The following is a 20232-nucleotide window of genomic DNA, read 5'->3' as shown; positions in this document are numbered from 1 at the left end:
TGCGCTCCTCCCTTCCCCCCTGGTTTCCCCACCGACCCATGACCCCGACCACCTTCTATCGCGCCGGCCTCGGCCTGGCCGTGTTCGCGCTCCTCGCCGTGCTCTGGATCTCGGGCGCCGTCGGCATCGTCGGCGCCGAGGGCGACCGCGCGGACCTCCTCTACGTCGGCGCGCTCGGCGTCGGGGTCGTCGGCGCGGTTGTGGCCCGGCTTCGGGCGAGCGGGATGGTGTGGGCGATGGGGGCGACGGCCGTGGCCATGATGCTGGCGGGCGTCGTCGCGCTGGCGGCTGGGCTGGTGCCCGCGTACAACCCGGCCGCCGAGATCCTGGGACTCAGCGGGCTGTTCGCGACGCTCTTCGCCGGGTCGGCGTGGCTGTTCGGGCGCGCGGCGGCGGGCGCCCGCGGGTAACTCCGAGCCGGCCATCGGGGCGGCCCGGACGTGCGCGGTGCCCGCGATCCACTCGCGGCGGCCGGGGTACTGCACGGCCCGCTTCTGCTGCCCCCATGGACTGGCTCGATCTGCTGCAATGGCCCGCCTTCGTCGTCACCGTCGCCGCCGGGTGGCTGGTGGCGTCGGAGAGCGGGCGCCGCCGGCTCTGGGGCTTCGGCTTGTTCCTGGTGTCGAACGCGCTCTGGATCGGCTGGGGCTGGCACGACGCGGCGTGGGCGCTCGTGGCGCTGCAGGTGTCCCTGGTGGTCACGAACGTCCGGGGCGTGGTGGACAACCGGGCGGCGTAGCGGCGGCGCGAGCGCCCCGGTTCCCTCGCAGGCGTCCCGCGCCGCCTTGCTTAAGCCTGGGACGCCGTCTCGAACCGCATCATCCCCCGACGGCGAGTGACGACTCGGGCCTGCTGAGCCGTGTCGCCATATCATCACACGACGACTCTGCCGCAGTGGACCCTACGGCGCCAGGCGCTCCGTCGTCCAGCCGTCGTCGTCCCGGCGGTAGACGTGCCGGTCGTGCAAGCGGCTGGCGCGGCCTTGCCAGAACTCGACGGCCTCTGGGACGACGCGGTAGCCGCCCCAGAAGCCCGGGCGCGGCACGTCATCGTCGGCGGTCTCCGCCTCGATCTCTTCGAGCAGCACCTCCAGCGTCCGGCGGTCGGGGATCGGGCGGCTCTGGGGGCTGGCCCAGGCGCCCAGGCGCGAGCCCCGCGGGCGGCTGGCGAAGTACGCGTCCGCCGTCTCGGCCTCGACGCGCTCGACCCGGCCCTCGACGCGGACCTGACGCTCGACCTCGGGCCACCACCAGACGAGCGCGGCGCAGGGGTTGGCATCGAGTTCGCGGCCTTTGCGGCTCTCGTGGTTGGTGTAGAAGCAGAACCCATGGTCGACGCCCTTGAGCAGCACGATCCGAGCCGACGGCGTGCCGTCGGCGGTGGCGGTCGCCAGCGTCATCGCGTTCGGCTCGCGCGTGTCGGCGGCCTGCGCGTCGGCGAACCACGCTGCGAACAGCGCGAACGGGTCAGCGGGCAGGTCGGCGGCGTCGAGGGCGCCGCGCTCGTAGGACTCGCGGAGGTCGGAAAGGTTGGGCATGGGGGGCGAGCGGCTAGAGCCGCTGGCGGATGCGGCCGGCGGCGGCCAAGCCCTCCTCCAGCGCGAGGTGGACGCGGCCCTGCCCGGCGGTCCAGTCGCCGGCGAAGAACAGGCCCCGGTCGGCGGCGTCGTCGAGGCGGGCGGTGTCGGCGGCGCCGTCGGGGAGCGCGTAGCGCCAGCGCTGCGTGTCGGTCCAGGCGGGCGCGGGGAGGGCGCCCCACACGTCGATGACGGAGTGCGTGGCGGCGTCGATCACGTCCGCGCGGGCGTCGTCGTAGTGGGCCCGCGTCCAGCCGTCGGACATCTGGGCCAGCAGCAACGTGCTGCCGTCGGGCGCCCGTCCCGGTTTGTCACTCTCGACGGCCACCCAGGCCACGTTGTGCCCGCCGCCCGCGTTGACGAGCGCGTACACGTCGGCGGGGCGGCCGAGGGCGGCGTGGAAGGCCCACACGACGGTGAACTGCGCGCGGTAGCTCGCGCCCGCGAGCGCATCGGCGAGGTCGGCGCCTGCCTCGGTGCCGAGCAGCTCGGCGGTCTGGGGCGCGGGCGCGGTCATCAGGACGGCGTCGAAGGTGCCGAGCGGGCCGTCGTCGCCCCCCAGTGCCCAGCTGTCGGCGGTGCGGTCGAGGGTGGAGGCGCGGGTCTGGCGGCGGAGGTCGAGGCCGGGCGTGGCGTCGCGCAGGAAGCGGCCGAGGTCGGCGATGCCGCCCGGGAACGTCCAGCGCGTGCCGCCGGGGCGGGCGTGGTCGGGCTGGATGGTGCCGTCGGCGTCGAAGGGCCACACGGCGCCGTCGATCTCGACGACCGCGTCGCCCGCGACGGCGCGGACCAGGTCGGCGGCCGGGCTGTCGGGCTCGGGGCTGAGGTATTGGGCGCCATGGTCGTAGCGCCAGCGCGCGTCCGACCCATCCGGCGCGGGGGCGTCGCGCCAGCGCGTGGCGGCGCGGCCGGAGACCCCCCGGCTCTTCTCGAAGACGGTGACCTCGGCGGCGTCGCTCAGGGCGTGGGCGGCGGCGAGCCCAGCAGGGCCGGCTCCGATGATGGCGAGGCGCATGCGACCGAGTGGGGTGGGCAGACTGTAACGGCCGCCCGCGCCGGAGTTCCGGAGGGGCCGGCCGCCTACCGCCTCGAGCCGTCGGTGGGGACGGGGCGCGGAGGGCTCGGGGCCGCCTCGGTCGCGTGCGTGACGTAGACGCCCCCGCCCGGGGCCAGCGGGCGCGGCGCCCGGGGCTCCGTGGGGGCCTCGCGGGCGCGGACTGCCCCCTCGATGGTCTCGTGGATGTCGGCGCGGGTGTACGGCTTGGTGAGGTAGGCGTCGAAGCCGGCGGCCAGGAAGCGGTCGCGGTCGCCGGGGAGCCCGTACGCCGTCACGGCGACGATGGGCAGGCCCGCGAAGGCCTCCGAGTCGCGGAGCTGGCGCATCACGTCCTCGCCCGAGATCGAGAGCCCGAGGTGGATGTCGAGCAGGACGGCCGCCGGGCGCTCGCCGTGGACCGCGGCGAGGGCCCCGTCGCCGTCGGCCGCCAGCACCACGCGGAAGGTGTCGCCGAACGTGTGGAGCGCGATCTCGCGCGACTGCTCGTTGTCGTCGACGACCAGGAGGAGCGGCCGGTCGTCGGCAGCCGCGGCGACGTCGGCGGCGGGCAGGGAAACGAAAAAGGCCGTCCCGACGCCCTTCTCGCTCTCGACGGTGATGGTGCCGCCCATGCGGTCGACCAGCTGGCGCGAGAGCGCGAGCCCAAGCCCGGCTCCCTCGTACTTGCGGCCCGAACCGGTGGACTCCTGCTCGAACTCGCCGAAGATGCGGGGCAGGAACGCCTCGTCGATGCCGATCCCGGTGTCGCGGACGACCGCCAGCACGCGGCCGTCGACGGGCCGGACCTCCAGCCTCACGACGCCGGTGTCGGTGAACTTGATGGCGTTGCCCATCAGGTTGTGGAGCACGCGCGCGAGCGCGGCCTCGTCGGCCACGACGGCATGCGTGCCCGGCGCCACGTCGATCTCGACGGACAGCCCGCGCTCGGTCGCGGCGGGGCCGAACATCTCGGCCGTCTCGTGCGCCAGCGCGCCGAGGTCGAGCGGCTCGGCGGCGAGCCCGCCCCGGCCGGCCTCCAGCCGCGCCAGGTCGAGCACGGAGTTGAGGGTGTCCATGAGCCGGCGGCCGCTCCGCGCGATGAGCTCCACGAACTCGCTCTGGACGGGGTCGGTGACCTCGTCGGAGAGCACGTCGGCAAAGCCCAGGATGGCCGTGAGCGGGGTCCGGATCTCGTGGCTCATGTTGGCCAGGAAGGCGCTCTTGAGCGCGGCCACCTCCTCGGCCTGGCGCTTGGCTTGGACGAGCACGGCCTGCGCCCGCTTGCGCTCGGTCACGTCGCGCAGGTTGAGCACGAGCCCCTCGACGGCGGGGTCGTCGTAGAGGGCCGTCGCGGCGCCCTCGACGAAGACGAGGTGGCCCTCGGCGTGGCGGAGCCGGAACTCGACGTTCGCGGCCGAGGTGCCGGCCTGGGCGTCGGTCAGGAAGGCCTGGGCCGTCTCCCGGTCGTCGTCGTGGACGAGCGCCGTGAGGTCGGTGCCGAGCAGGGCGTCGGGGGCGCGGCCCAGGAGCGAGGCGACGGCCGGGCTCACGTAGGTAAAGCGGTCCTCGCGGTCGGCCACGACGACGACGTCGGTCGAGCGCTGGACGAGCGCCTTGAAGCGGGCCTCGCTGCGGTGGAGCGCCAGCCGGGCCTCGCGCTCGGCCGTCACGTCCTCGACGGCGCCCTCGTAGAACAGCGGGTGGCCGTCGGGGTCGAGCGCCACGCGCGCGTCGATGCGGACGTGGCGGATGTCGCCGCCGGGGCGGCGCCAGCGCGTCTCGAAGGCGCGGACGTGGCCGTCGCGCAGGATGGTCTCGCGGAAGCGCGTCCGGTCGGCGACGTCGACGTAGAAGTCGGAGGCGTTGTAGGCGCGGGCGGCCTCGGGGCTCGGCGCGCCGATCAGGCGCGCCAGCGTGGCATTCGCCAGCAGGACGCGGCCGTCCGAGGCGGTCCGGTACATCCCCACGGGGATGTGGTCGAAGAGGGATCGGTACCGCGTCTCGGAGGCGCGCAGCGCGGCGTCGAGCCGCGTCGACTGGCCCTCGGCCTCGACCAGCTCGTGCCGGGTGTGGCGGGCGTAGAGGACGCCGGCTGTGGCCGAGAGGATGGACCCGATCGAGACCATCGCGATGGCGTAGCCGGCGGCCTCGGCCGGCGTCGAGAACGGCTCCGGCGCCAGCCCGATCAGGTCGAGCCCGAACAGGAAGAACGCGCCGAGCACGCCGAGCCCGGCGCTCACCATCGCGAGTCGTGTCCCGGACGTCAGCGCGCCGGCCATCGGCGCCAGCATCACGAGCGCGAGCGCGGGGTCGCGGATCCCGAGGTCGACGGACGCCTGGAAGATGGGCGTCAGCGCCAGGCAGAACGTCAGGATCCAGGCGGCCGGCTCGACCCGCCCGCCCCAGCGGACCATCGCGAGCGCGGCGATCGTGAGCACGACCGACGCGGCCACTTCGACGAACGGGATCAGCGGGACCTGCCCGCCGAGGAGCAGGGCGACCGTCAGCATCGAGTACGCCACGAGCGCGAGCCAGCCCTCGACCACGACGATCCGCGCCTGCCGGAGCTCGCGCGACGTCTCGGGGCGACGGACCGGATCGATCCACCCGTCGACGAGCGTCTGGATGCGGAATCGGGCGGAAGGGGCCGGGTCGACGGGCATGGGGGTTCGATTCGTAACGGAGGGGTGTCCAATTGGCCGATCCGACGGCCCGGGGTGGGGCGCCCCTCCTAGGGCACAGATCGTTCCACAGGACGTGCTTGCCGACGGGCCGATCGCCGGTCGTGTGGGCCCACATACGAGTCCCATATGGGCCCTCTATGCGAATCCCTGAGCACCTCAGGAGCGCCCGGGTTCGCACCGCCCACACGGGCCGCCAGGTGCGTGGGGGGGTAGCTTCGCGGCCCAGACCCGACCCGCATGCAGCTCCCGTTCGCCCTCGCCCGCCGCTTCGTCGCCGGCCCCACGCTCGAGTCCGCGCTCCCCGCACTCGACCCGCTCCTCGACGACGGGCTCTTCATCACGCTCGACCTGTTGGGCGAGCACGTCCACGACCGGACGAAGGCGCAGGGCTTCGCCGACGCCTACGGCGACCTAGTGGAGCGGCTGGCGACGTACCGCGACGCGCGCGGCGTGGCGCCCGAGGCCGTCGGCATCTCGATCAAGCTCTCCATGATCGGGCAGGTCATCGACCGCGACACGTGCGAGCGCAACCTCCGCGACCTGCTGGCGCGCGCCAAAGAGGCTGACCTGTTCGTCCGGCTCGACATGGAGGGGACGGACATCACCCAGTCCACGCTGGACTTTTTCGAGGCGGTCTACCCCGACTTCCCCGACCACGTCGGGCCGGTCCTGCAGGCCTACCTCTTGCGGACCGCCGCGGACGTGGCCCGGATGTGCGAACTCGACGCGCGCGTCCGCCTGTGCAAGGGGGCCTACAAGGAGCCCGCGTCGCTGGCGCACCAGGACATGCCGACGATCCGCTGGCACTACCGCCAGCACGCCCAGGCGCTGCTGACCGGCGCCCGCTATCCCGGCATCGCCACGCACGACGACGAGCTGATCGCGGCCGTCCGCCAGCTGGCCGACGAGCGCGGCGTCGCGCGCGACGCCTTCGAGTTCCAGATGCTGTACGGCCTGCGCCCGGAGACCCAGCGCCAGATGGTCCAAGACGGCTACCGGATGCGCGTCTACGTGCCGTACGGGACGGAGTGGCTGCCGTACTTCTCGCGCCGGATCCGCGAGCGCAAGGAGAACGCCTTCTTCGTGCTCAAGGCGCTGGTGCAGGGCTAGTTTTTTAGCACACCGCCGCGCCGCCCGTGCTCCGACTCGTCGCCCCCGCCGCCCTCGCGATCGCCCTCACCCTGCCCGCGCTCGCGCAGGGCGTGCCGATCCCGGTCCAGCCGGTCGCCGACGCCGCGCCGGCGCGGTCCTTCTCGGCCGACCGCCTCCTGGTGCCCGTCGAGGGCATCGTGCCGGACGACCTCGACGACACGTTCTCGGCGCGCCGCTCGGGCGGCCGGACGCACCGCGCCATCGACATCCTGGCGCCGCGGGGGACGCCCGTCCTCGCGATCTCGGACGGGGAGATCGTCCGCATCCACACCAACCGGCTGGGCGGGAAGGTGCTCTACCTGCGGAGCCACGGGGGCGACTACGACTTCTACTACGCGCACCTCGACAGCTACGCGCCCGGCCTCGCAGTCGGCCAGACCGTCCGTCAGGGCGACGTGCTCGGGACCGTCGGCGACACGGGGAATGCGCGGCACACGCCGCCGCACCTCCACTTCCAGGTGCTCCGGCAGAACGGGCGTGGGCGGGGCACGCCCGTCAACCCGTACCGCCTGTTCGAGCAGAGCACGCTCTACGAGCGCGCCGTCCGAGGTTAGCGGACGCGCAGGCGCTGGCCGACGCGAATGGCCGTCGAGCGCTCGTCGCTGAGCGCCAGGATGGTCTCGACGGTCGTGTTGTAGCGCCGCGCGAGTCCGAAGAGCGTGTCGCCGCGCTCGACGGTGTGGTACAGCGGCCCGCTGGCGTCGCGCGGGGAGGACTCCCCCCGATCCGAGACAGGCTGCACCGTGACCGTCGGTCCGGCGGGCGTGTCGGTCGCCAGCCCCGCGAGCGAGCGAACGCCGGGGACGGCGCGCGCGACGCTGGCGGCCGTCGCCTGGCGCGTCGGCGGCACCTCGCCCAGCACGGTCACCGCGCCGTCGCGCGCGAGCACGGTCACGTCGAGCGTCCGCGTCCGCCCGTCCTCGACGAGCGCGAGCCGGACGGCGGTCGCGAGGCGGAGGTCGGCGAGGCGACGGTCGACCTGGGCGCCGGCGGCGGGCGCGAGCGCGGCGAGCAGCAGGAGGGTGGCAAGCAGGCGGGTCATCGGTGCGTGTGTTAGCAGCAGCTCCCGGCGGGCGCGTCGGCGGCGGACACCGGGGCGCAGTCGAAGAGGCCGAAGTGCGTCGAGCGGTCGCCGGTGACGTCGAAGAACGGGGCGTAGCGGGTGTCCTCGACCATCGCGGCCGAGTTGCCGCAGACCAGCATCGGGCGGCCGACCTCGAAGCGGTGGTGGTCGTCGAGCACGAACGCGTGGCGCTGGCCCTCGACGCCGCCGCGGTACGTGGCCACCTGCCCGTAGTCCTCGCAGGTGTCCTCGATGAGGTCGGGCAGCTTGAAGGCGCGGATCGTGCGCGAGACGAACCGGGCATTCCCGAGGCGGTCGCGGAGCTCGGCGTCGTCCACCTCGAGCGGGCGCTCGGTGACGGTCCGCACGTCCGCCCAGCCGAGGGCGGCCATCATACGGCGGAAGTCCTCGGTGTAGAGCGCGCCGCCCAGGCACTCGCCCACGAGCACGGGGTCGGCCTTGACCTCGTCGGACAAGCGGCGGTCGACGAACACGTCGGAGACGTAGAGCTCGCCGCCGACCTTGAGCACGCGGTCGATCTCGGCAAAGACGGGGCCCTTGTCGGGCGCGAGGTTGAGCACGCAGTTCGAGATCACCACGTCGACCGAGCCGTCGGCGATGCCGAGCGCGCCCAGGTCCTCGATCGTGCCCAGCCGAAACTCGGTCGTCGGCGCGTCGTGGCCGAGCGCGTCCGCGACGGCCTGGCGGTGCCGCGTGGCCACGTCGAGCTGGGCCTCGGTCATGTCGACCCCGATCACGCGGCCGGTCGGCCCCGCGAGCGCGGCGGCGACGAAGGCGTCGCGGCCCGTCCCGCAACCCAGGTCGAGCACGGTGCAGCCGTCGAGCGCGGGGGGGATCGGCGAGCCGCAGCCGTAGAATTTGCTCAGCACCTCGTCCGGGAGCAGGGACAGGATCGGCTTGTGGTGCTCGGGGACGGCCTCCTCGGTGCAGCAGGCAGAGGTCTTGAGGTCGGTCGTGGCGCTCAGCGTCTCGCCGTAGTACTCGCGGACTTGGTCGTGGAGGAGGGTGTCCATGCGGGGGGTGTGGGGGCGGGGAGAGGATAGACTCGGCGAACGCGGACGGTCGTACGCCGGGGCCCGAGAATGCGGCGCCGTCTGACATCTGGCGGGCCCGGCCCTCCTCGCGTCATCGACTCGGTGGAGAGGCTCACGGACCTGCTCGACGGGGTCGTGGGCGGTCCCGGAGCCTCCGTGAACGATCTCACGTCCGGCACGGGCTCCCTCGGCGCCATCACGGACGGGCTCAAGGCCGTCACGGACGCCCTCGACACTCTCACGGACGCGGTCAAAACCCCTCCACAATTGGGTGACCCACGCCCGTGCCGAGCGGACGCGTCAGACGGTGGCGGTGCCGGCGATGTGGGGGGACACCAAAAACAGGTCGGCGTCGAAGGGGTCGAGGGCGACCGAGGCGAAGCCGGCGGCCTCGATGTGGCGGCCGGTCTCGCGGTCGGGGTGGCAGCCGTCGGCGACGGCGCGCCACGGCGCGCGGAGCGCGCGCTGCCACCCGCGCCGCGCGGTCCCGGCTGGCGCGGCGACGTGCTCGATGAACACGAACCGCCCGCCGGGGCGGAGCACGCGGCGGGCCTCCGCGAGCGCGGCGTCGACGTCGGGCACGGAGCACAGCACGAGCGTGCTCACGACGGCGTCGGCGGCGCCGTCCGCGAGGGGGAGGGCGTCGGCGGTGCCCGCGTGCACGTCGAGCGCGAGCCCATGCGCGGCGGCGGCGGCCCGAATGCGGTCGTGGAAGTGGACGTTGGGCTCGACGACGACCCAGCGCGCGCCAGCGGGGAGGTAGGCCGCGTTGAGGCCGGTGCCCGCGCCGATCTCGACGACGACCGGTGGGGCGCCGTCTCGGCCCTCGATGCGGGCGAACAGCGGGCGCTTGCGGTCGGCGTAGAGGCGGCGCTGGGTGGCGTCGGCGTGGCCCAGGCTCCAGGCAAAGAGCCGCGCGCGCAGGCCCCGCCGGACCCCCGGGGGACCGGCCGGCGTAATCGCGTCCCCCTCACCAACCCACTCTCCCATGGCTATCGCAAAGATCATTGAGGTCTCCGCCGTCTCCGACAAGAGCTTCGACGACGCCGTCAAGACCGCCTACACCGAGGTGTCCGCGACGGTTCGCGGCGTGCAGAGCGTCTACGTCGAGGACTTTATCTACGAGCCCGGCGAGGAAGAGGCCGGCCGGTTCCGCGTCCACTGCAAGGTGACGTTCATCGTCAAGAGCAAGGACGACATGTAGGGCCCGGGCCCGCAGGTCGTGCGCCCCGCCAGCCCTCGGGTCGGCGGGGCATTTTTGTTTAGCGCGTCGAGTCGGGCTGGAGCGTCGCGTCGGGCGCCAGCGGGACGTCCGGTCGGACCCCCACCTCGGGGGCGAGGTCGGTGTCCTGGGGCGCGAGCGCCTCGTCGGGGGCGAGGTCGCCGTCGGTCTCGACCGGGTCCACGCCCTCGATGGGGAGGGCGTCGGTTGGGTCGTCGGCGCAGCCAGCGGCGACGGCGAGGGCGGCCAGCAGAAGGGCACGCATGGCGGAGGGGGAAGGGGCGCCGTAGACCCCCGCTACGTCAGGGCGTTCCACAGCAGCCGCGCGGCGACAACTGCCGCGAAGGCGGCGAAGCTGAGGCGGACCGCGCGGACGTTGATCCGGTGCGCGGTGGCGACCCCCCAGCGGGCGGTCACGACGGCGGGGACGGCGAGCGCGGCGGCGCGGGGCCAGTCCACGTAGCCGAGGGCGCCGTCGGGGACGGGCGCGCCCTGGCCGAGCACGGCGTAGGTGACGACGCCGACGGCGGTGATCAGCACGATGGCAGCGGTCGAGGTGCCGGCGGCCACCTTCATGGGGAGCCGGATGACGCCGCTGAAGGCGGGCACGAGCACGACGCCGCCGCCGATCCCTGCGAGCGCGGCGATGGCCCCGGCGCCGAGCCCGGTCGCCGCGAGCGGGCCGATCCCGCGCCGCGCCCCGGCGGTCGACAACGTGTCGGCGCGGTCCTTCTTGAGCAGCATCCGGACCACGACGACCACGAGCAGGACGCCGAGCACGAGCTGGAAGGAGGTCTTGTCGTACCACGGCTGCGTGGCGACGAATCGGCCGACGAGGACGACGGCGACGGCCGCGAGCCCGCCCGCCGTCAGCGCGGTGCGCACGTCAACGGCGCCGACTCGCACCTGGGCGACGGCCCCGGAGGCGCTCGCGGCAAACGTGCACAAGAGGCTCGACCCGAGCGTGAGCGGCGTCAGCACGGGGTCCTCGATGCCCATGGCCTGGAAGGCGAAAAAGAGGACGGGCCCGAAGATGACGCCGCCGCCGACGCCGACCAGCCCGGCCACGAACCCGCCGACGGCGCCGGCGAGGATCAACAGGAGGAGCATGGAGGCCGAGGGGAGAAGGGTGCGTACGCGGCGCGACCGCACCGGCTCCAATGCGGGGAGGGGGCGACCGGGCACGGCCGCACGACCACTCAGGAGTCAGGGGACGCGGGCAAGGCCGGGGAAGAACGAGCCCTCTTCGATCTCTACGACGAAGCGTGCGTCTCGCGGACGCACGCTGCGCGGCCGGGACCCGTCAACGGTAGGGGCCATCATTCCATCCTGCCGTTCGAGCTCGACGGCCGCGACCGCTTCATCCGCGTCGGCGAACACCAACAGGACCCGGTCGTCGAGCCAATCGATCCACCCCCATTGCCACCAGAACGGCCAGTCGACTCCGGTCTGGGCTTCGAACACCCCCTGCGATACGTACGGTCCGACGATGTAGAGCCGGTCCCACTCGAACGTCGTCAGAGCGGCAAGATCGACGACCGTCCCGTCCCCCTGCTGGACCCGGTCCGCGATTCGGTCCGCAAGTCCTCCGCCGTCCGGCGGCGGGACACCAACGACGAGGGCGACAGCGACACCGAGCAGCAGGCCCCACCTCACCGCCCGAGGAGGCGGGCGTAGGCGGCGGGGTCGAGGACCAAGCGGCGGGCCTCGGCGGCGACGGGGTCCTGGGCGAGGGCGGCGACGGTCTGGGCGCGCTGGCCGACGTAGCGGGACAGGATCTCGGTCCGCAAGCGAGCGCGCAGGCGGGGAGCGTGGCGCTCGAAATCGCGGGCCTTCTCCCTGGCGACGGCGGCGCGCAGGTCGCGCAGGGCGTCGTCGGCGCCAGCGTAGCCGGCCTCCTGGAGATCGTCGGCGAGCGCGTCGGCCGTCCGCTCGGCGTCGGTCCGGTAGGTCACGCCCTCGGCCTCGACAAAGCGGCGGAAGCGGTCGAGCACGGCGTCGTCGACGCGCCAGCTGGCGGGGAGCTCGGGGGTGTCGGCGGCGAAGGCGTTCGCGAAGCGCAGGAAGGCGGCGGAGCGGACGAGCGCGCGCTCGAGCTCGGACTCGTCGCCGAGCGAGACGGGCGCGTCGGGCTCGATGCCCACGCCGCTGCGGACGGGGCGCCCGCCCGCCGTCGTGAAGGCCTGCCCGGCGCCCGCCTCGACGGCGTTCTGGCCCTGGGCGTACGTCAGCCGCTGGATCTCGCGGCCGGACGGCGTGGTGTAGCGGCTGACGGTGAGCTTGAGGGCCGTCCCGTACGGCATCGGCCGGACCACCTGCACGAGCCCCTTCCCGAACGTCGTCTCGCCGACGACGACGCCCCGGTCGTAGTCCTGGAGGGCGCCCGCGACGATCTCGCTGGCGCTGGCGCTGGTGCCGTCGATGAGGACGGCGACGGGGAGGTCGAAGGCGGGCGCCTCCGCGTCGGTGCGGTACGTCTGGTCGGTCCCCTCGGCGCGGCCGCGCGTCTGGGTCACGACGGTGTTGGGAGGGAGGAACAGGCCGCTGATGGCGACGGCTTCGGACAGGAGCCCGCCCGGGTTGCCGCGCAGGTCGAGCACGACGGCGCGGACGGCGCCCTCGTCCTGAAGCCCCTTGATGGCGGTGCCGACCTGGCCGGAGGCGTCGGCCATAAAGCGGCCCAGGCGGACGTAGGCGACGCCGTCGGCGGGGTCGCCCAAGAACCCGGAGTACGTAACCTCGCTCGACGGGTCGCCGGCGCGGACGAGCACGAAGCGGAGCGGGTCGGGCTCGCCCTCGCGCACGACGGTCAGGGCAACCGTCGAGCCGGGCTCGCCGCGCAGGAGCGTGTTGGCGCGGCGCACGTCGAGGGCGTCGGCGGGCTGGGCCGCGAGCGTCTCGACGGCGTCGCCGGGCCGCAGGCCCTGGCGCTCGGCGTCGGACCCGTCGAGCACGGAGACGACCACGAGCCGCCCGCCGCGCTCGGCCACGACCACGCCGACGCCGCCCACGTCGCCGCCCTGCTGGAGGCGGCTCGCGGAAGCCGTCGCCTCGTCGTAGTAGACGGTGTAGGGGTCGAGCGAGCCGGTCATGGCGCCGATGCCCGCCCGCATCAGCGCCTCGGCGTCGATGGCGTCGACGTATTCGGCGGCGAGCGTTTCGTAGACGGTGCCGTACAGGCCGAAGCTTTTGCGGACGGCGAAAAAGTCGACGCCCTGAGCAAGCGCGGGGGCCGCCAGCGGCAGGGCGACGAGGACGGCGAGGGCGAGATGGCGCCCCGCAAGCGGGATCGTGGACATGGGCGGGGGGTCGGGGCCGGAGGCTAACGCCAGCGCGTGTGCGCTAGCGCCCTGCTCGTCGACCTCCTCGACCGTCGGGGCCAGCGCCTCCGTCAGCGGACGACCACGAGCGCGCGCGTGGCACGGGCGCCAGCGGCGGAGAGGCGGACGACGTAGAGGCCGCCCGGCCACCGGCGGGCGTCGACCGCGAGCCGGTGCGGGCCGGAGGGGAGGTTGCTCGCGGTGGTGTGCCACGTTCGGCCGAGCATGTCCACGACGTCGACCGAGACGCGCCCCGGGCTCGCGAGCGTGAACCGGACGGTCGCCGGACCGCGCGTGGGGGACGGGCCGACGGTCAGGTCGATCGCGAGCGGGCGCGGCGCGGTCGCCACGGGATAGCCGGTAAAGAGGACGCGCGCGGCGCCGCGTGTGGGGCCGCCGATGTCCGCCAGCCGGGCGCCCAGGAGCAGGTCGGCGGCGCCGTCGCCGTCGAGGTCGCCGAGCAAGGCGGCGGGCGTCCACTCGTCGCCGTCGGCGAACGCGCCGGTGTCGCCGCCGACGGTGTCGCTGAGCTTCTGGTGGGCGCGGACGGTGCCGTCGGTGGTGAGGAAGAGGAGCCACGCCGCGCCGCGCTCCGGCCCGCCGTCGTCGTCTCGGGCGGCGCCGACGGCCAGGTCGGGCGTCCCGTCGCCGTCGAGGTCGCCCGTAGCGACGAGCGAGCTGCCGAACACGTCGCCCTCGGCGAGCGCGCCGCCAAACCCGCCCGCCGTCGCGCTGATCTTCTGATGGGCCCGCGTCGTCCCGTCGACGTTCAGAAAGAGGATCCAGACCGCGCCCCGGTCCGCCCCGCCGTCGTCGTCGCGGGTGGCGGCCACGGCGAGGTCCGGCGTGCCGTCGCCGTCGAGGTCGCCGACGCCGGCGACGGCCTGGCCGAAGAGGTCGCCGTCGCCGAGCGTCCCGGTGAATCCGCCCGCGGTGTCGCTGATCCGCTGGCTGCGGCGGACCGTGGCGTCGGCGTTCAAAAACAAGATCCAGACCGCGCCGCGCTGGGGTCCCCCGTCGTCCGCGTCGTCGGCGCCGACCGCCAGCTCGGGCCGCCCGTCGCCATCGAGGTCGCCGATCGCGGCGACGCTGTGGCCGAAGAGGTCGCCGTCAGCCGGAGCGTCGACGAGCCCGCCGTCCGTCGCGCTGATGGTCTGGACGCGCACCACGCTGGCGTCGGGCTGCAGCGACACGATGTGGACCGCTCCGCGATCCGGCCCGCCGTCGTCCGCATGGTCCGCCCCGACGGCGACCTCGACCGTGCCGTCGCCGTCGAGGTCTCCCAGCGCTGCGACCGATGTCCCAAACAGGTCACCCGGCTCGGTGTCGAGCCGGATCGGGACCGCCGTGTGGACCGTTCCGTCGGGGCGGAGCGAGAGGATCCACACGGCCCCGCGTCCGCCCCGGTCGCCAGAGGCGCCGACTGCCACCTCCGGTCGCCCATCGCCGTCGAGGTCGCCGAGCGGCGCGGCCGACACGCCGAAGCGGTCGCCGTCCCCGAGCGGCCCCGCAAACCCGCCCTCGACAGCGCTGATCGTCTGGTGCGCGCGGACCTGGGCGGCCGGCGCGACGGCGAACGCGACTAGGGTGGAGGCCGTCAGGGCGAGCAGGGGAGAGGCCCCATGCCAAAGGCGTCGACCTCGGACCGGGCTCACTGCTTGCGGTACCCGCGCAGGTCGCCGTCGACCGCGCGGTCGTCGAGGTAGAGGGTGTTGCCGTCGGCGATGCCAAAGGGCACGATGCGCTCGCCGAGGAAGAGGACCGGCACGTCGCTCTGGGTGCCGTTGCCGTAGTCGACGCGGCCGACGCGGTATGGGACGGTCACGACCGTCGACTCGCCGTCGACGAGGCGGTAGATTTCGATCGTCTCGTTCTCGCGGAAAACCAGGCGCTCGCCCGAGGCGGGCTGCGTCGTCGGCGTGCCGACCTGGCCGCTCGTCGTGGACGTCTCGAGGGCCCACGTACCCACGAGAGCCGCGGGGTCGTGCGAGAGCGTCGACACGTCGAGACCCGAGAGGTCGTCGGGGACGCCGGGCGAGGTGGTGTCGCAGGCGGCGAGAAGGAGGGCCGTGGCGACCAGGGCGAAGGCACGCATGAGGGGTGGAGGGACTGTGCTTAGCGTCGGCGGTACTCGCGAAGGTCCCCGTCGCGGGCCCGTGTGTCGATGTAGAGGCGGTCGTCCTTGAGTCCGAACGACTCGAACCGGTCGCCGAGGAACAGCACGGCCCGGTCGCTCCGGGTCCCGTTCCCATAGTCGACGCGGCGGACGTCGTAGCGAGCGGCCTCGTCGGACGTGCCTCCGGGCCACGCCTGCGATCGGGTGTACTCGCCGTCGGCAGAGAACGTGAACGTGTCCGTCAGCTGGGCCGCTGCGGCCGGGACGGTCTCCTGGCAGACGCCCGTGCACTCGCCGGACCCCGTCCGTGTGGCGAGGTCCCAGGTGCCGACGAGGGCGCCGGAGTCCTGTGAGAGGTCGTCCACCCGGAGGTCGCGGAGGTCGTACGAGGCGTCGCATGCGGACACCCCGACGAGCAGCAGGGCGGCGACCGTGAAGCGGAACATGAGACCGGGGGGAGGCGGCGACGGAGTTTGTGTCCGCCGCAGCTCCGGGTCAAGTCACCCCGTCGTGCCTTCGCCGAGTGGCGCCCCGTCAGGCGCCGTCGTCAGGGCCCTTCGCGGCGGCCTGCTCGGCCTCGACGCGGGCGCGGCGCTTCGCCTCGGCGCGCGCCTCGGCGGCCTCCTTGCGAATCCGGCGGCGCTCGACGACGCCCGTCATCCAGATCGATAGCTCGAACAGGCCCATCAGCGGGAGCGCCATCAGGAGCTGGCTCCACGGGTCGGGCGGCGTTAGGAAGGCGGCGACGACGAGCACGGCGACGAGCGCGTACTTCCGCCCCGCGCGGAGCATCTCCTGCGTGAGCACGCCGACCTTCGCGAGCACGACGACGACGACCGGGAGCTCGAACAGCAGCCCGGCGCCGAACGCCCAGGTCAGCAGCATCGAGAAGTACTTCGAGATGTCGAACTCGTTGACGATCGTGTCCGAGATCTGGAACTGGGCGAAAAACTGGAGCGCGATCGGCGCGATGATGAGGTAGCCGAACGCGATGCCGAGCGCGAAAAAGAACGACGCGAAGACGGCCGCGAACCGGAGGTCCTGCCGCTCCTCGGGGTACAGCCCCGGTTCGATAAACCGCCACGTCTGGTACACCACGATCGGCGAGCCGAGCACCACGCCGGAGGCGATGACCGTCCCGAAGAAGGCAAAAAACTGGCCCGTGACAGTCCGGTTCTGAAGGACGATGTCGACGGCGCTCAGCCGGAGCACGTCGTACATGAAAAAGTCCGCCCGTGTGGGCCCCAGCAGCAGCTGGTCGATGATCCACTGGGTGAAGAAGAGGCAGGCGCCAACGCACAGCAGGATGCCCGCGAGCGCCTTGAGGATGCGCCAGCGGAGCTCCTCGAGGTGGTCGAGGAACGGCATCTCCTCGGGCGTCGGCGCGTGCTCGGGCAAGACGCCGGGCACGGCGGGCGGGGCCGGCGGCGGGGCTTGGTCGAGGCGGATCGGGTCCGTCGCGCCGTCACCGGAGGCGCGAGCCTTCTGAGTCCGCGAGCGCCAGACGTCCATGGCTTAACGTCCCTTCGGGGCGGGTACGAGGTACGACGTACGGGGTACGAGAGCACCTGCGGTGGGGCGGCCCGGTACCGCGTACCCTGTACCTCGTACCGGCATCACACCGTGTCGCCGGAGGCGGCAGCCGTCCGGGCGCTCTCGCGCAGGTTGAGTTCGAGCAGCGACTCGACCCACAGGCCCTCGCTCTCCAACCGGGCGCGGCCCCCGCTCCAGGTAAAGTTGAACAGCGTCATCACGCCGGCGACGGTGAAGCCGTCGGCGCGGAGCAACTGGGCGGCGCGCGCGGCGCTGCGGCCGCTGTTCAGGATGTCGTCCATCAGGGCGACCGGCTTGGCCCGGTCGAGGGGGCCCTCGACGAGCCGGCGGCGGCCGTACGCCTTGCGGCGCTCTCGGATAAAGCCGCCGCTGAACGGGCGGTCGGGCGTGCCGTGGGGGAGGACGGCCGTCACGAGCGGGAAGGCACCGTAGCCGAACCCGGCCACCTGCTCGATGCCCCGGGCGCGGAGGCGCTCGGCGAGCACGGTCCCGGCCTCCATGAACACGGCCCCGTCGAGCATCGGCGTGCGCGTGTCCAAGAGCCAGCCGATGGGCTGGCCGCGCGGGTCGGTGATGGCCTCGTCTTCGCGGCGCACCAGCGCCTGCTGGTACAGCGTGTGGCCCAGCTTGGCGAGGGCCGACTCGGGGACGGAACTGGAGTCGTTGGGCATCGGGTCGGCACAGGGGCCCGGGGGCGGGCGGCAACATACGGAGGCGGCAGGGGCAATCGGCCGGCCACGACCCGGCCGCCGGCGAGGCGGGGCGGTTCGGAGGGCCGGACGGGCACGCCAGCGACCCGGACAACGCGAGCGAAGCGGCGCTCGCGCGCGGGCGCGGGGGAGAAATCGGCGGCCGGCCGGGCGTACGGTAGTCCGGCGCGCGGGTTTTCCCGATTCGACGGGCGCTACGCCGCGACGGGCGCGGCGCCCAGGCTGTCGACGTCGTAGAGCGGGAACGCGTCGCACAGCGCCCGGACCTCGGCGCGGACCGCCTCCGCCTCGCCACCCTCGCTCGCGATCACCCGGTCCATCATGGCCACGACCGTCCGGAACTCGTCGGGCCCGAACCCGCGCGTCGTCATCGCCGGGGCGCCGACGCGGATGCCGGAGGTCACGAACGGGCTCTCGGGGTCGCCCGGCACCATGTTTTTGTTGACCGTGATCTCGGCCGCGCCCAGCCAGGCCTCGGCGTCCTTGCCGGTGCACTTGCCGCGCAGGTCGACGAGCGCGAGGTGGTTGTCGGTCCCGCCCGAGACCACGTCGTAGCCGCGCTCGACGAACGCCTGCGCCATCGCCTGGGCGTTCGCCAGCGTCCGCTGCTGGTAGTCGGCGAACGACGGCTGGAGCGCCTCGCCGAAGGCGACGGCCTTGGCCGCGATGACGTGCATGAGCGGCCCGCCGATGGTGCCGGGGAACATGGCCGAGTCGAGGACCTGGCCGGTCGACTTGGGGTTGCCGGACTTGACCCACGTCTCGCCCGTCGGGCTCGGCGCGTCGGTCCCGACCAGGATCATCCCGCCGCGCGGGCCGCGCAGCGTCTTGTGCGTCGTGGTCGTGACGACGTGGGCGTGGGGGAGCGGGTCGTTGAGCAGGCCGGCCGCGATAAGGCCGGCCGTGTGCGCCATGTCGACCCACAGGATCGCGCCGGCCTCGTCGGCGATCGACCGGAGCGCGGCGTAGTCGAAGTCGCGGCTGTAGGCGCTGGCGCCGACCGAGAGCATCGTCGGGCGGACGTCGAGCGCCTTGGCGCGGACGTCGTCGAGGTCGATGGTGCCGGCGTTCGGGCCCTCCGTCTGGACGCCGTAGAAGTGCGGCTCGTAGAGCTTGCCCGAGAAGTTGACCGGCGAGCCGTGCGTGAGGTGGCCGCCGTGCGCGAGGTCCAGGCCCAGCAGCCGGTCGCCGGGGTTCATGAAGGCCAGGTAGACCGCGCTGTTGGCCGTCGCCCCGGAGTGCGGCTGGACGTTGACCCAGTCGGCCCCGAAAAGCTCTTTGGCGCGCTCGATCGCCAGCGTCTCGACCTCGTCGACGACCGCGCAGCCGCCGTAGTAGCGCTTGCCGGGCAGGCCCTCGGCGTACTTGTTGGTGAGCGGGCTGCCGTTCGCCTGGAGCACGGCGGGGCTCACGAAGTTCTCGGACGCGATGAGCTCGATGCCGTCGTTCTGGCGCTCGACCTCGCGGCGAACGATGTCGTAGACGGCGGGGTCGGTCTCTTGGAGGGCGGTCATCGGGGGCGGCATCGGTGGATCGCAGAAAGTACCCGGCCGCGCGCGCCTCGGTCCGCGTCTCCCGTTTCGCGCCGAGTGAAAACCGTCGCGGCGGCGGGTCCGCCAGCGGGGCGACGCCTACTCCTCGTCGACCGGCGAGTCGAGCACGAAGAACCAGCCCGCGACGCCCAGGTAGCGCCACTCGCCGCCCGGCATCCGGCCGTTGAGGTCGGCCTCGTAGATGCTGGCGAGGTAGAGGTCCTCGCGCTCGAAGGCGTCGTCGGCGAGCCCGCCGGCCACGCGGCCGAGCCGCTCGTTGAGGAAGCCCGTCGAGCCGCGCCGGCCGGCCCGCTCGGCGGCCTCTTCCTGGAGGTATTCCTGGAACCGGTCCGGGCCCGGGTTGAGCACGAAGAGCAGCCCCGCGAGGAGGAGGAGGCCGACGAAGAGGATGCGTCCGGGCGTCATGGCAGGGGAGAGGCGACGGCCGCAAGCTAGGCGTCGGCGGCGCCGGCCACGGCGGCGGCCGGTTCACCGCGCGGATCCGGCGCGGCACCGGCCGTCGGCGACTACTGAACGCCCTGGGTCATGGCGTAGACGAGCAGGTTGACGCCCATCCGCAGCGCCTGCTCGCGGACGGCCGGCGGGTCCGGGTGGACGCCCGCGGGCTCCCAGCCGTCGCCGAGATCGCTCTCGTGCGCGTAGAAGACGACTAGGCGGCCCTCGTGGAACAGCCCGTAGCCGACGGCCGGCTCGCCGTCGTGCTCGTGGATCTTGGGCAGCCCGTCCGGCATCGCGAAGTGGGCGCGGTAGACGGGGTGGCTGGCGGGGAGCGGCTGGAGCGCCTGCCCCGGAAACACCTTCGCCAGCTCGCGGCGGACGGCGTCGTCCAGCCCATAGTCGTCGTTGACGATCAGGAAGCCGCCGCCTTCGAGGTAGCGCCGCAGCCGCGCGGCCTCGCCCTCGGTAAAGGCGACGTTGCCGTGCCCGTTCATGTACAAGATGGGGACCCGGAACAGCCGGTCGCTGGCGAGGTCGACCGTGACCGGCTCCACGTCGACATCGAGGAGGGTGTGCTGGCGGGCGTACGCGAGCAGATTCGGGAGCGGGTCGCCGGAGTACCAGTCGCCGCCGCCGCCGTACTGCAGGCGCGCCACCTGGAGGTCGCCCTGGGCGGAGGCGGCGCCCGAGACGGCGACCAGAAGGCAGAGAAGAAGAGAGCGCACGGCAGGCATGGCGGGTAGAATACGTGGA

Annotated in this window: 23 protein-coding genes; 5 read left to right on the top strand and 18 right to left on the bottom strand. The window is 73.5% G+C overall.

Annotation, left to right across the window (positions count from 1 at the left end; genetic code table 11):
• Positions 1 to 38 precede the first annotated feature (38 nt).
• Together ACLIRP_RS16240 and ACLIRP_RS16235 are read left to right on the top strand one after the other, a co-directional pair.
• Positions 39 to 410: a hypothetical protein gene (locus tag ACLIRP_RS16240; RefSeq protein WP_412061519.1), complete on the top strand. Its 372-nt coding sequence runs from the start codon at positions 39 to 41 to the stop codon at positions 408 to 410.
• A gap of 95 nt (positions 411 to 505) precedes the next feature.
• Complete coding sequence (locus ACLIRP_RS16235; protein ID WP_412061518.1) at positions 506 to 739, top strand: hypothetical protein; 234 nt, start codon at positions 506 to 508, stop codon at positions 737 to 739.
• A 162-nt stretch (positions 740 to 901) separates the two neighbouring features.
• On the opposite strand, the gene pdxH is transcribed toward ACLIRP_RS16235, so the two are convergent.
• The 3 genes from pdxH to ACLIRP_RS16220 all read right to left on the bottom strand — a co-directional run bounded on the left by pdxH (position 902) and on the right by ACLIRP_RS16220 (position 5275).
• Positions 902 to 1537, bottom strand: a complete 636-nt coding sequence (pdxH, locus tag ACLIRP_RS16230; protein WP_412061517.1) for a pyridoxamine 5'-phosphate oxidase — start codon at positions 1535 to 1537, stop codon at positions 902 to 904.
• Positions 1538 to 1550: 13 nt separating this feature from the next.
• Entirely contained in the window at positions 1551 to 2591 is a 1041-nt protein-coding gene (locus ACLIRP_RS16225) for an NAD(P)/FAD-dependent oxidoreductase (RefSeq protein ID WP_412061516.1), read from the bottom strand.
• Between the two features lie 65 nt (positions 2592 to 2656).
• Positions 2657 to 5275, bottom strand: a complete 2619-nt coding sequence (locus tag ACLIRP_RS16220) for a PAS domain S-box protein (RefSeq protein WP_412061515.1) — start codon at positions 5273 to 5275, stop codon at positions 2657 to 2659.
• 258 nt (positions 5276 to 5533) lie between these two features.
• Between ACLIRP_RS16220 and ACLIRP_RS16215 the strand changes: the two genes are divergently transcribed.
• The gene (locus ACLIRP_RS16215) at positions 5534 to 6406 is read left to right on the top strand and encodes a proline dehydrogenase family protein (RefSeq protein ID WP_412061514.1); all 873 of its coding nucleotides are present in this window, start codon (positions 5534 to 5536) and stop codon (positions 6404 to 6406) included.
• A 26-nt stretch (positions 6407 to 6432) separates the two neighbouring features.
• Positions 6433 to 7002, top strand: a complete 570-nt coding sequence (locus tag ACLIRP_RS16210; RefSeq protein ID WP_412061513.1) for a M23 family metallopeptidase — start codon at positions 6433 to 6435, stop codon at positions 7000 to 7002.
• Here ACLIRP_RS16210 and ACLIRP_RS16205 read toward each other — a convergent pair.
• From ACLIRP_RS16205 to ACLIRP_RS16195, 3 genes are all read right to left on the bottom strand, one after another.
• The gene (locus ACLIRP_RS16205) at positions 6999 to 7490 is read right to left on the bottom strand and encodes a LysM peptidoglycan-binding domain-containing protein (RefSeq protein ID WP_412061512.1); all 492 of its coding nucleotides are present in this window, start codon (positions 7488 to 7490) and stop codon (positions 6999 to 7001) included. The two genes, ACLIRP_RS16210 and ACLIRP_RS16205, sit on opposite strands and share 4 nt — an antisense overlap.
• Before the next feature lie 11 nt (positions 7491 to 7501).
• A complete protein-coding gene (locus ACLIRP_RS16200; protein WP_412061511.1) occupies positions 7502 to 8545 on the bottom strand; it encodes a methyltransferase domain-containing protein in 1044 nt (347 codons plus the stop codon).
• A gap of 321 nt (positions 8546 to 8866) precedes the next feature.
• Positions 8867 to 9556: a class I SAM-dependent methyltransferase gene (locus tag ACLIRP_RS16195; protein ID WP_412061510.1), complete on the bottom strand. Its 690-nt coding sequence runs from the start codon at positions 9554 to 9556 to the stop codon at positions 8867 to 8869.
• Between ACLIRP_RS16195 and ACLIRP_RS16190 the strand changes: the two genes are divergently transcribed.
• Positions 9555 to 9770, top strand: a complete 216-nt coding sequence (locus ACLIRP_RS16190) for a dodecin family protein (RefSeq protein WP_412061509.1) — start codon at positions 9555 to 9557, stop codon at positions 9768 to 9770. The genes ACLIRP_RS16195 and ACLIRP_RS16190 overlap by 2 nt on opposite strands.
• A gap of 58 nt (positions 9771 to 9828) precedes the next feature.
• On the opposite strand, the gene ACLIRP_RS16185 is transcribed toward ACLIRP_RS16190, so the two are convergent.
• The 12 genes from ACLIRP_RS16185 to ACLIRP_RS16130 form a co-directional block, all read right to left on the bottom strand.
• Positions 9829 to 10053 carry a hypothetical protein gene (locus ACLIRP_RS16185; RefSeq protein ID WP_412061508.1) on the bottom strand — a complete coding sequence of 75 codons (225 nt, stop codon included), beginning with the start codon at positions 10051 to 10053 and terminating at the stop codon, positions 9829 to 9831.
• A 32-nt stretch (positions 10054 to 10085) separates the two neighbouring features.
• Positions 10086 to 10898 (bottom strand): TSUP family transporter, encoded by an 813-nt coding sequence (locus ACLIRP_RS16180; protein ID WP_412061507.1) that lies wholly within the window; start codon positions 10896 to 10898, stop codon positions 10086 to 10088.
• A gap of 96 nt (positions 10899 to 10994) precedes the next feature.
• Positions 10995 to 11444 (bottom strand): hypothetical protein, encoded by a 450-nt coding sequence (locus ACLIRP_RS16175; protein WP_412061506.1) that lies wholly within the window; start codon positions 11442 to 11444, stop codon positions 10995 to 10997.
• A complete protein-coding gene (locus ACLIRP_RS16170; RefSeq protein ID WP_412061505.1) occupies positions 11441 to 13087 on the bottom strand; it encodes a S41 family peptidase in 1647 nt (548 codons plus the stop codon). Before ACLIRP_RS16170 ends, ACLIRP_RS16175 begins: the two co-directional genes overlap by 4 nt.
• Before the next feature lie 92 nt (positions 13088 to 13179).
• Positions 13180 to 14763, bottom strand: a complete 1584-nt coding sequence (locus ACLIRP_RS16165; protein WP_412061504.1) for an FG-GAP-like repeat-containing protein — start codon at positions 14761 to 14763, stop codon at positions 13180 to 13182.
• Complete coding sequence (locus ACLIRP_RS16160) at positions 14760 to 15203, bottom strand: hypothetical protein (protein WP_412061503.1); 444 nt, start codon at positions 15201 to 15203, stop codon at positions 14760 to 14762. Before ACLIRP_RS16160 ends, ACLIRP_RS16165 begins: the two co-directional genes overlap by 4 nt.
• A 20-nt stretch (positions 15204 to 15223) precedes the next feature.
• Positions 15224 to 15670 (bottom strand): hypothetical protein, encoded by a 447-nt coding sequence (locus ACLIRP_RS16155; protein ID WP_412061502.1) that lies wholly within the window; start codon positions 15668 to 15670, stop codon positions 15224 to 15226.
• 88 nt (positions 15671 to 15758) lie between these two features.
• Positions 15759 to 16736, bottom strand: a complete 978-nt coding sequence (gene tatC / locus ACLIRP_RS16150) for a twin-arginine translocase subunit TatC (protein ID WP_412061501.1) — start codon at positions 16734 to 16736, stop codon at positions 15759 to 15761.
• A gap of 104 nt (positions 16737 to 16840) precedes the next feature.
• Complete coding sequence (locus ACLIRP_RS16145; RefSeq protein WP_412061500.1) at positions 16841 to 17449, bottom strand: orotate phosphoribosyltransferase; 609 nt, start codon at positions 17447 to 17449, stop codon at positions 16841 to 16843.
• A gap of 233 nt (positions 17450 to 17682) precedes the next feature.
• The gene (gene glyA / locus ACLIRP_RS16140; RefSeq protein WP_412061499.1) at positions 17683 to 19002 is read right to left on the bottom strand and encodes a serine hydroxymethyltransferase; all 1320 of its coding nucleotides are present in this window, start codon (positions 19000 to 19002) and stop codon (positions 17683 to 17685) included.
• Positions 19003 to 19119: 117 nt separating this feature from the next.
• Positions 19120 to 19446 (bottom strand): hypothetical protein, encoded by a 327-nt coding sequence (locus tag ACLIRP_RS16135; RefSeq protein ID WP_412061498.1) that lies wholly within the window; start codon positions 19444 to 19446, stop codon positions 19120 to 19122.
• A gap of 101 nt (positions 19447 to 19547) precedes the next feature.
• Positions 19548 to 20213: a DUF4159 domain-containing protein gene (locus ACLIRP_RS16130; protein ID WP_412061497.1), complete on the bottom strand. Its 666-nt coding sequence runs from the start codon at positions 20211 to 20213 to the stop codon at positions 19548 to 19550.
• Positions 20214 to 20232 lie beyond the last annotated feature (19 nt).

This window comes from Rubrivirga halophila, assembly GCF_046845755.1.
GTDB lineage: Bacteria > Bacteroidota > Rhodothermia > Rhodothermales > Rubricoccaceae > Rubrivirga.
The sequence above is the reverse complement of the archived record's forward strand: the minus strand, read 5'-3'. Positions and strand labels throughout refer to the sequence as shown.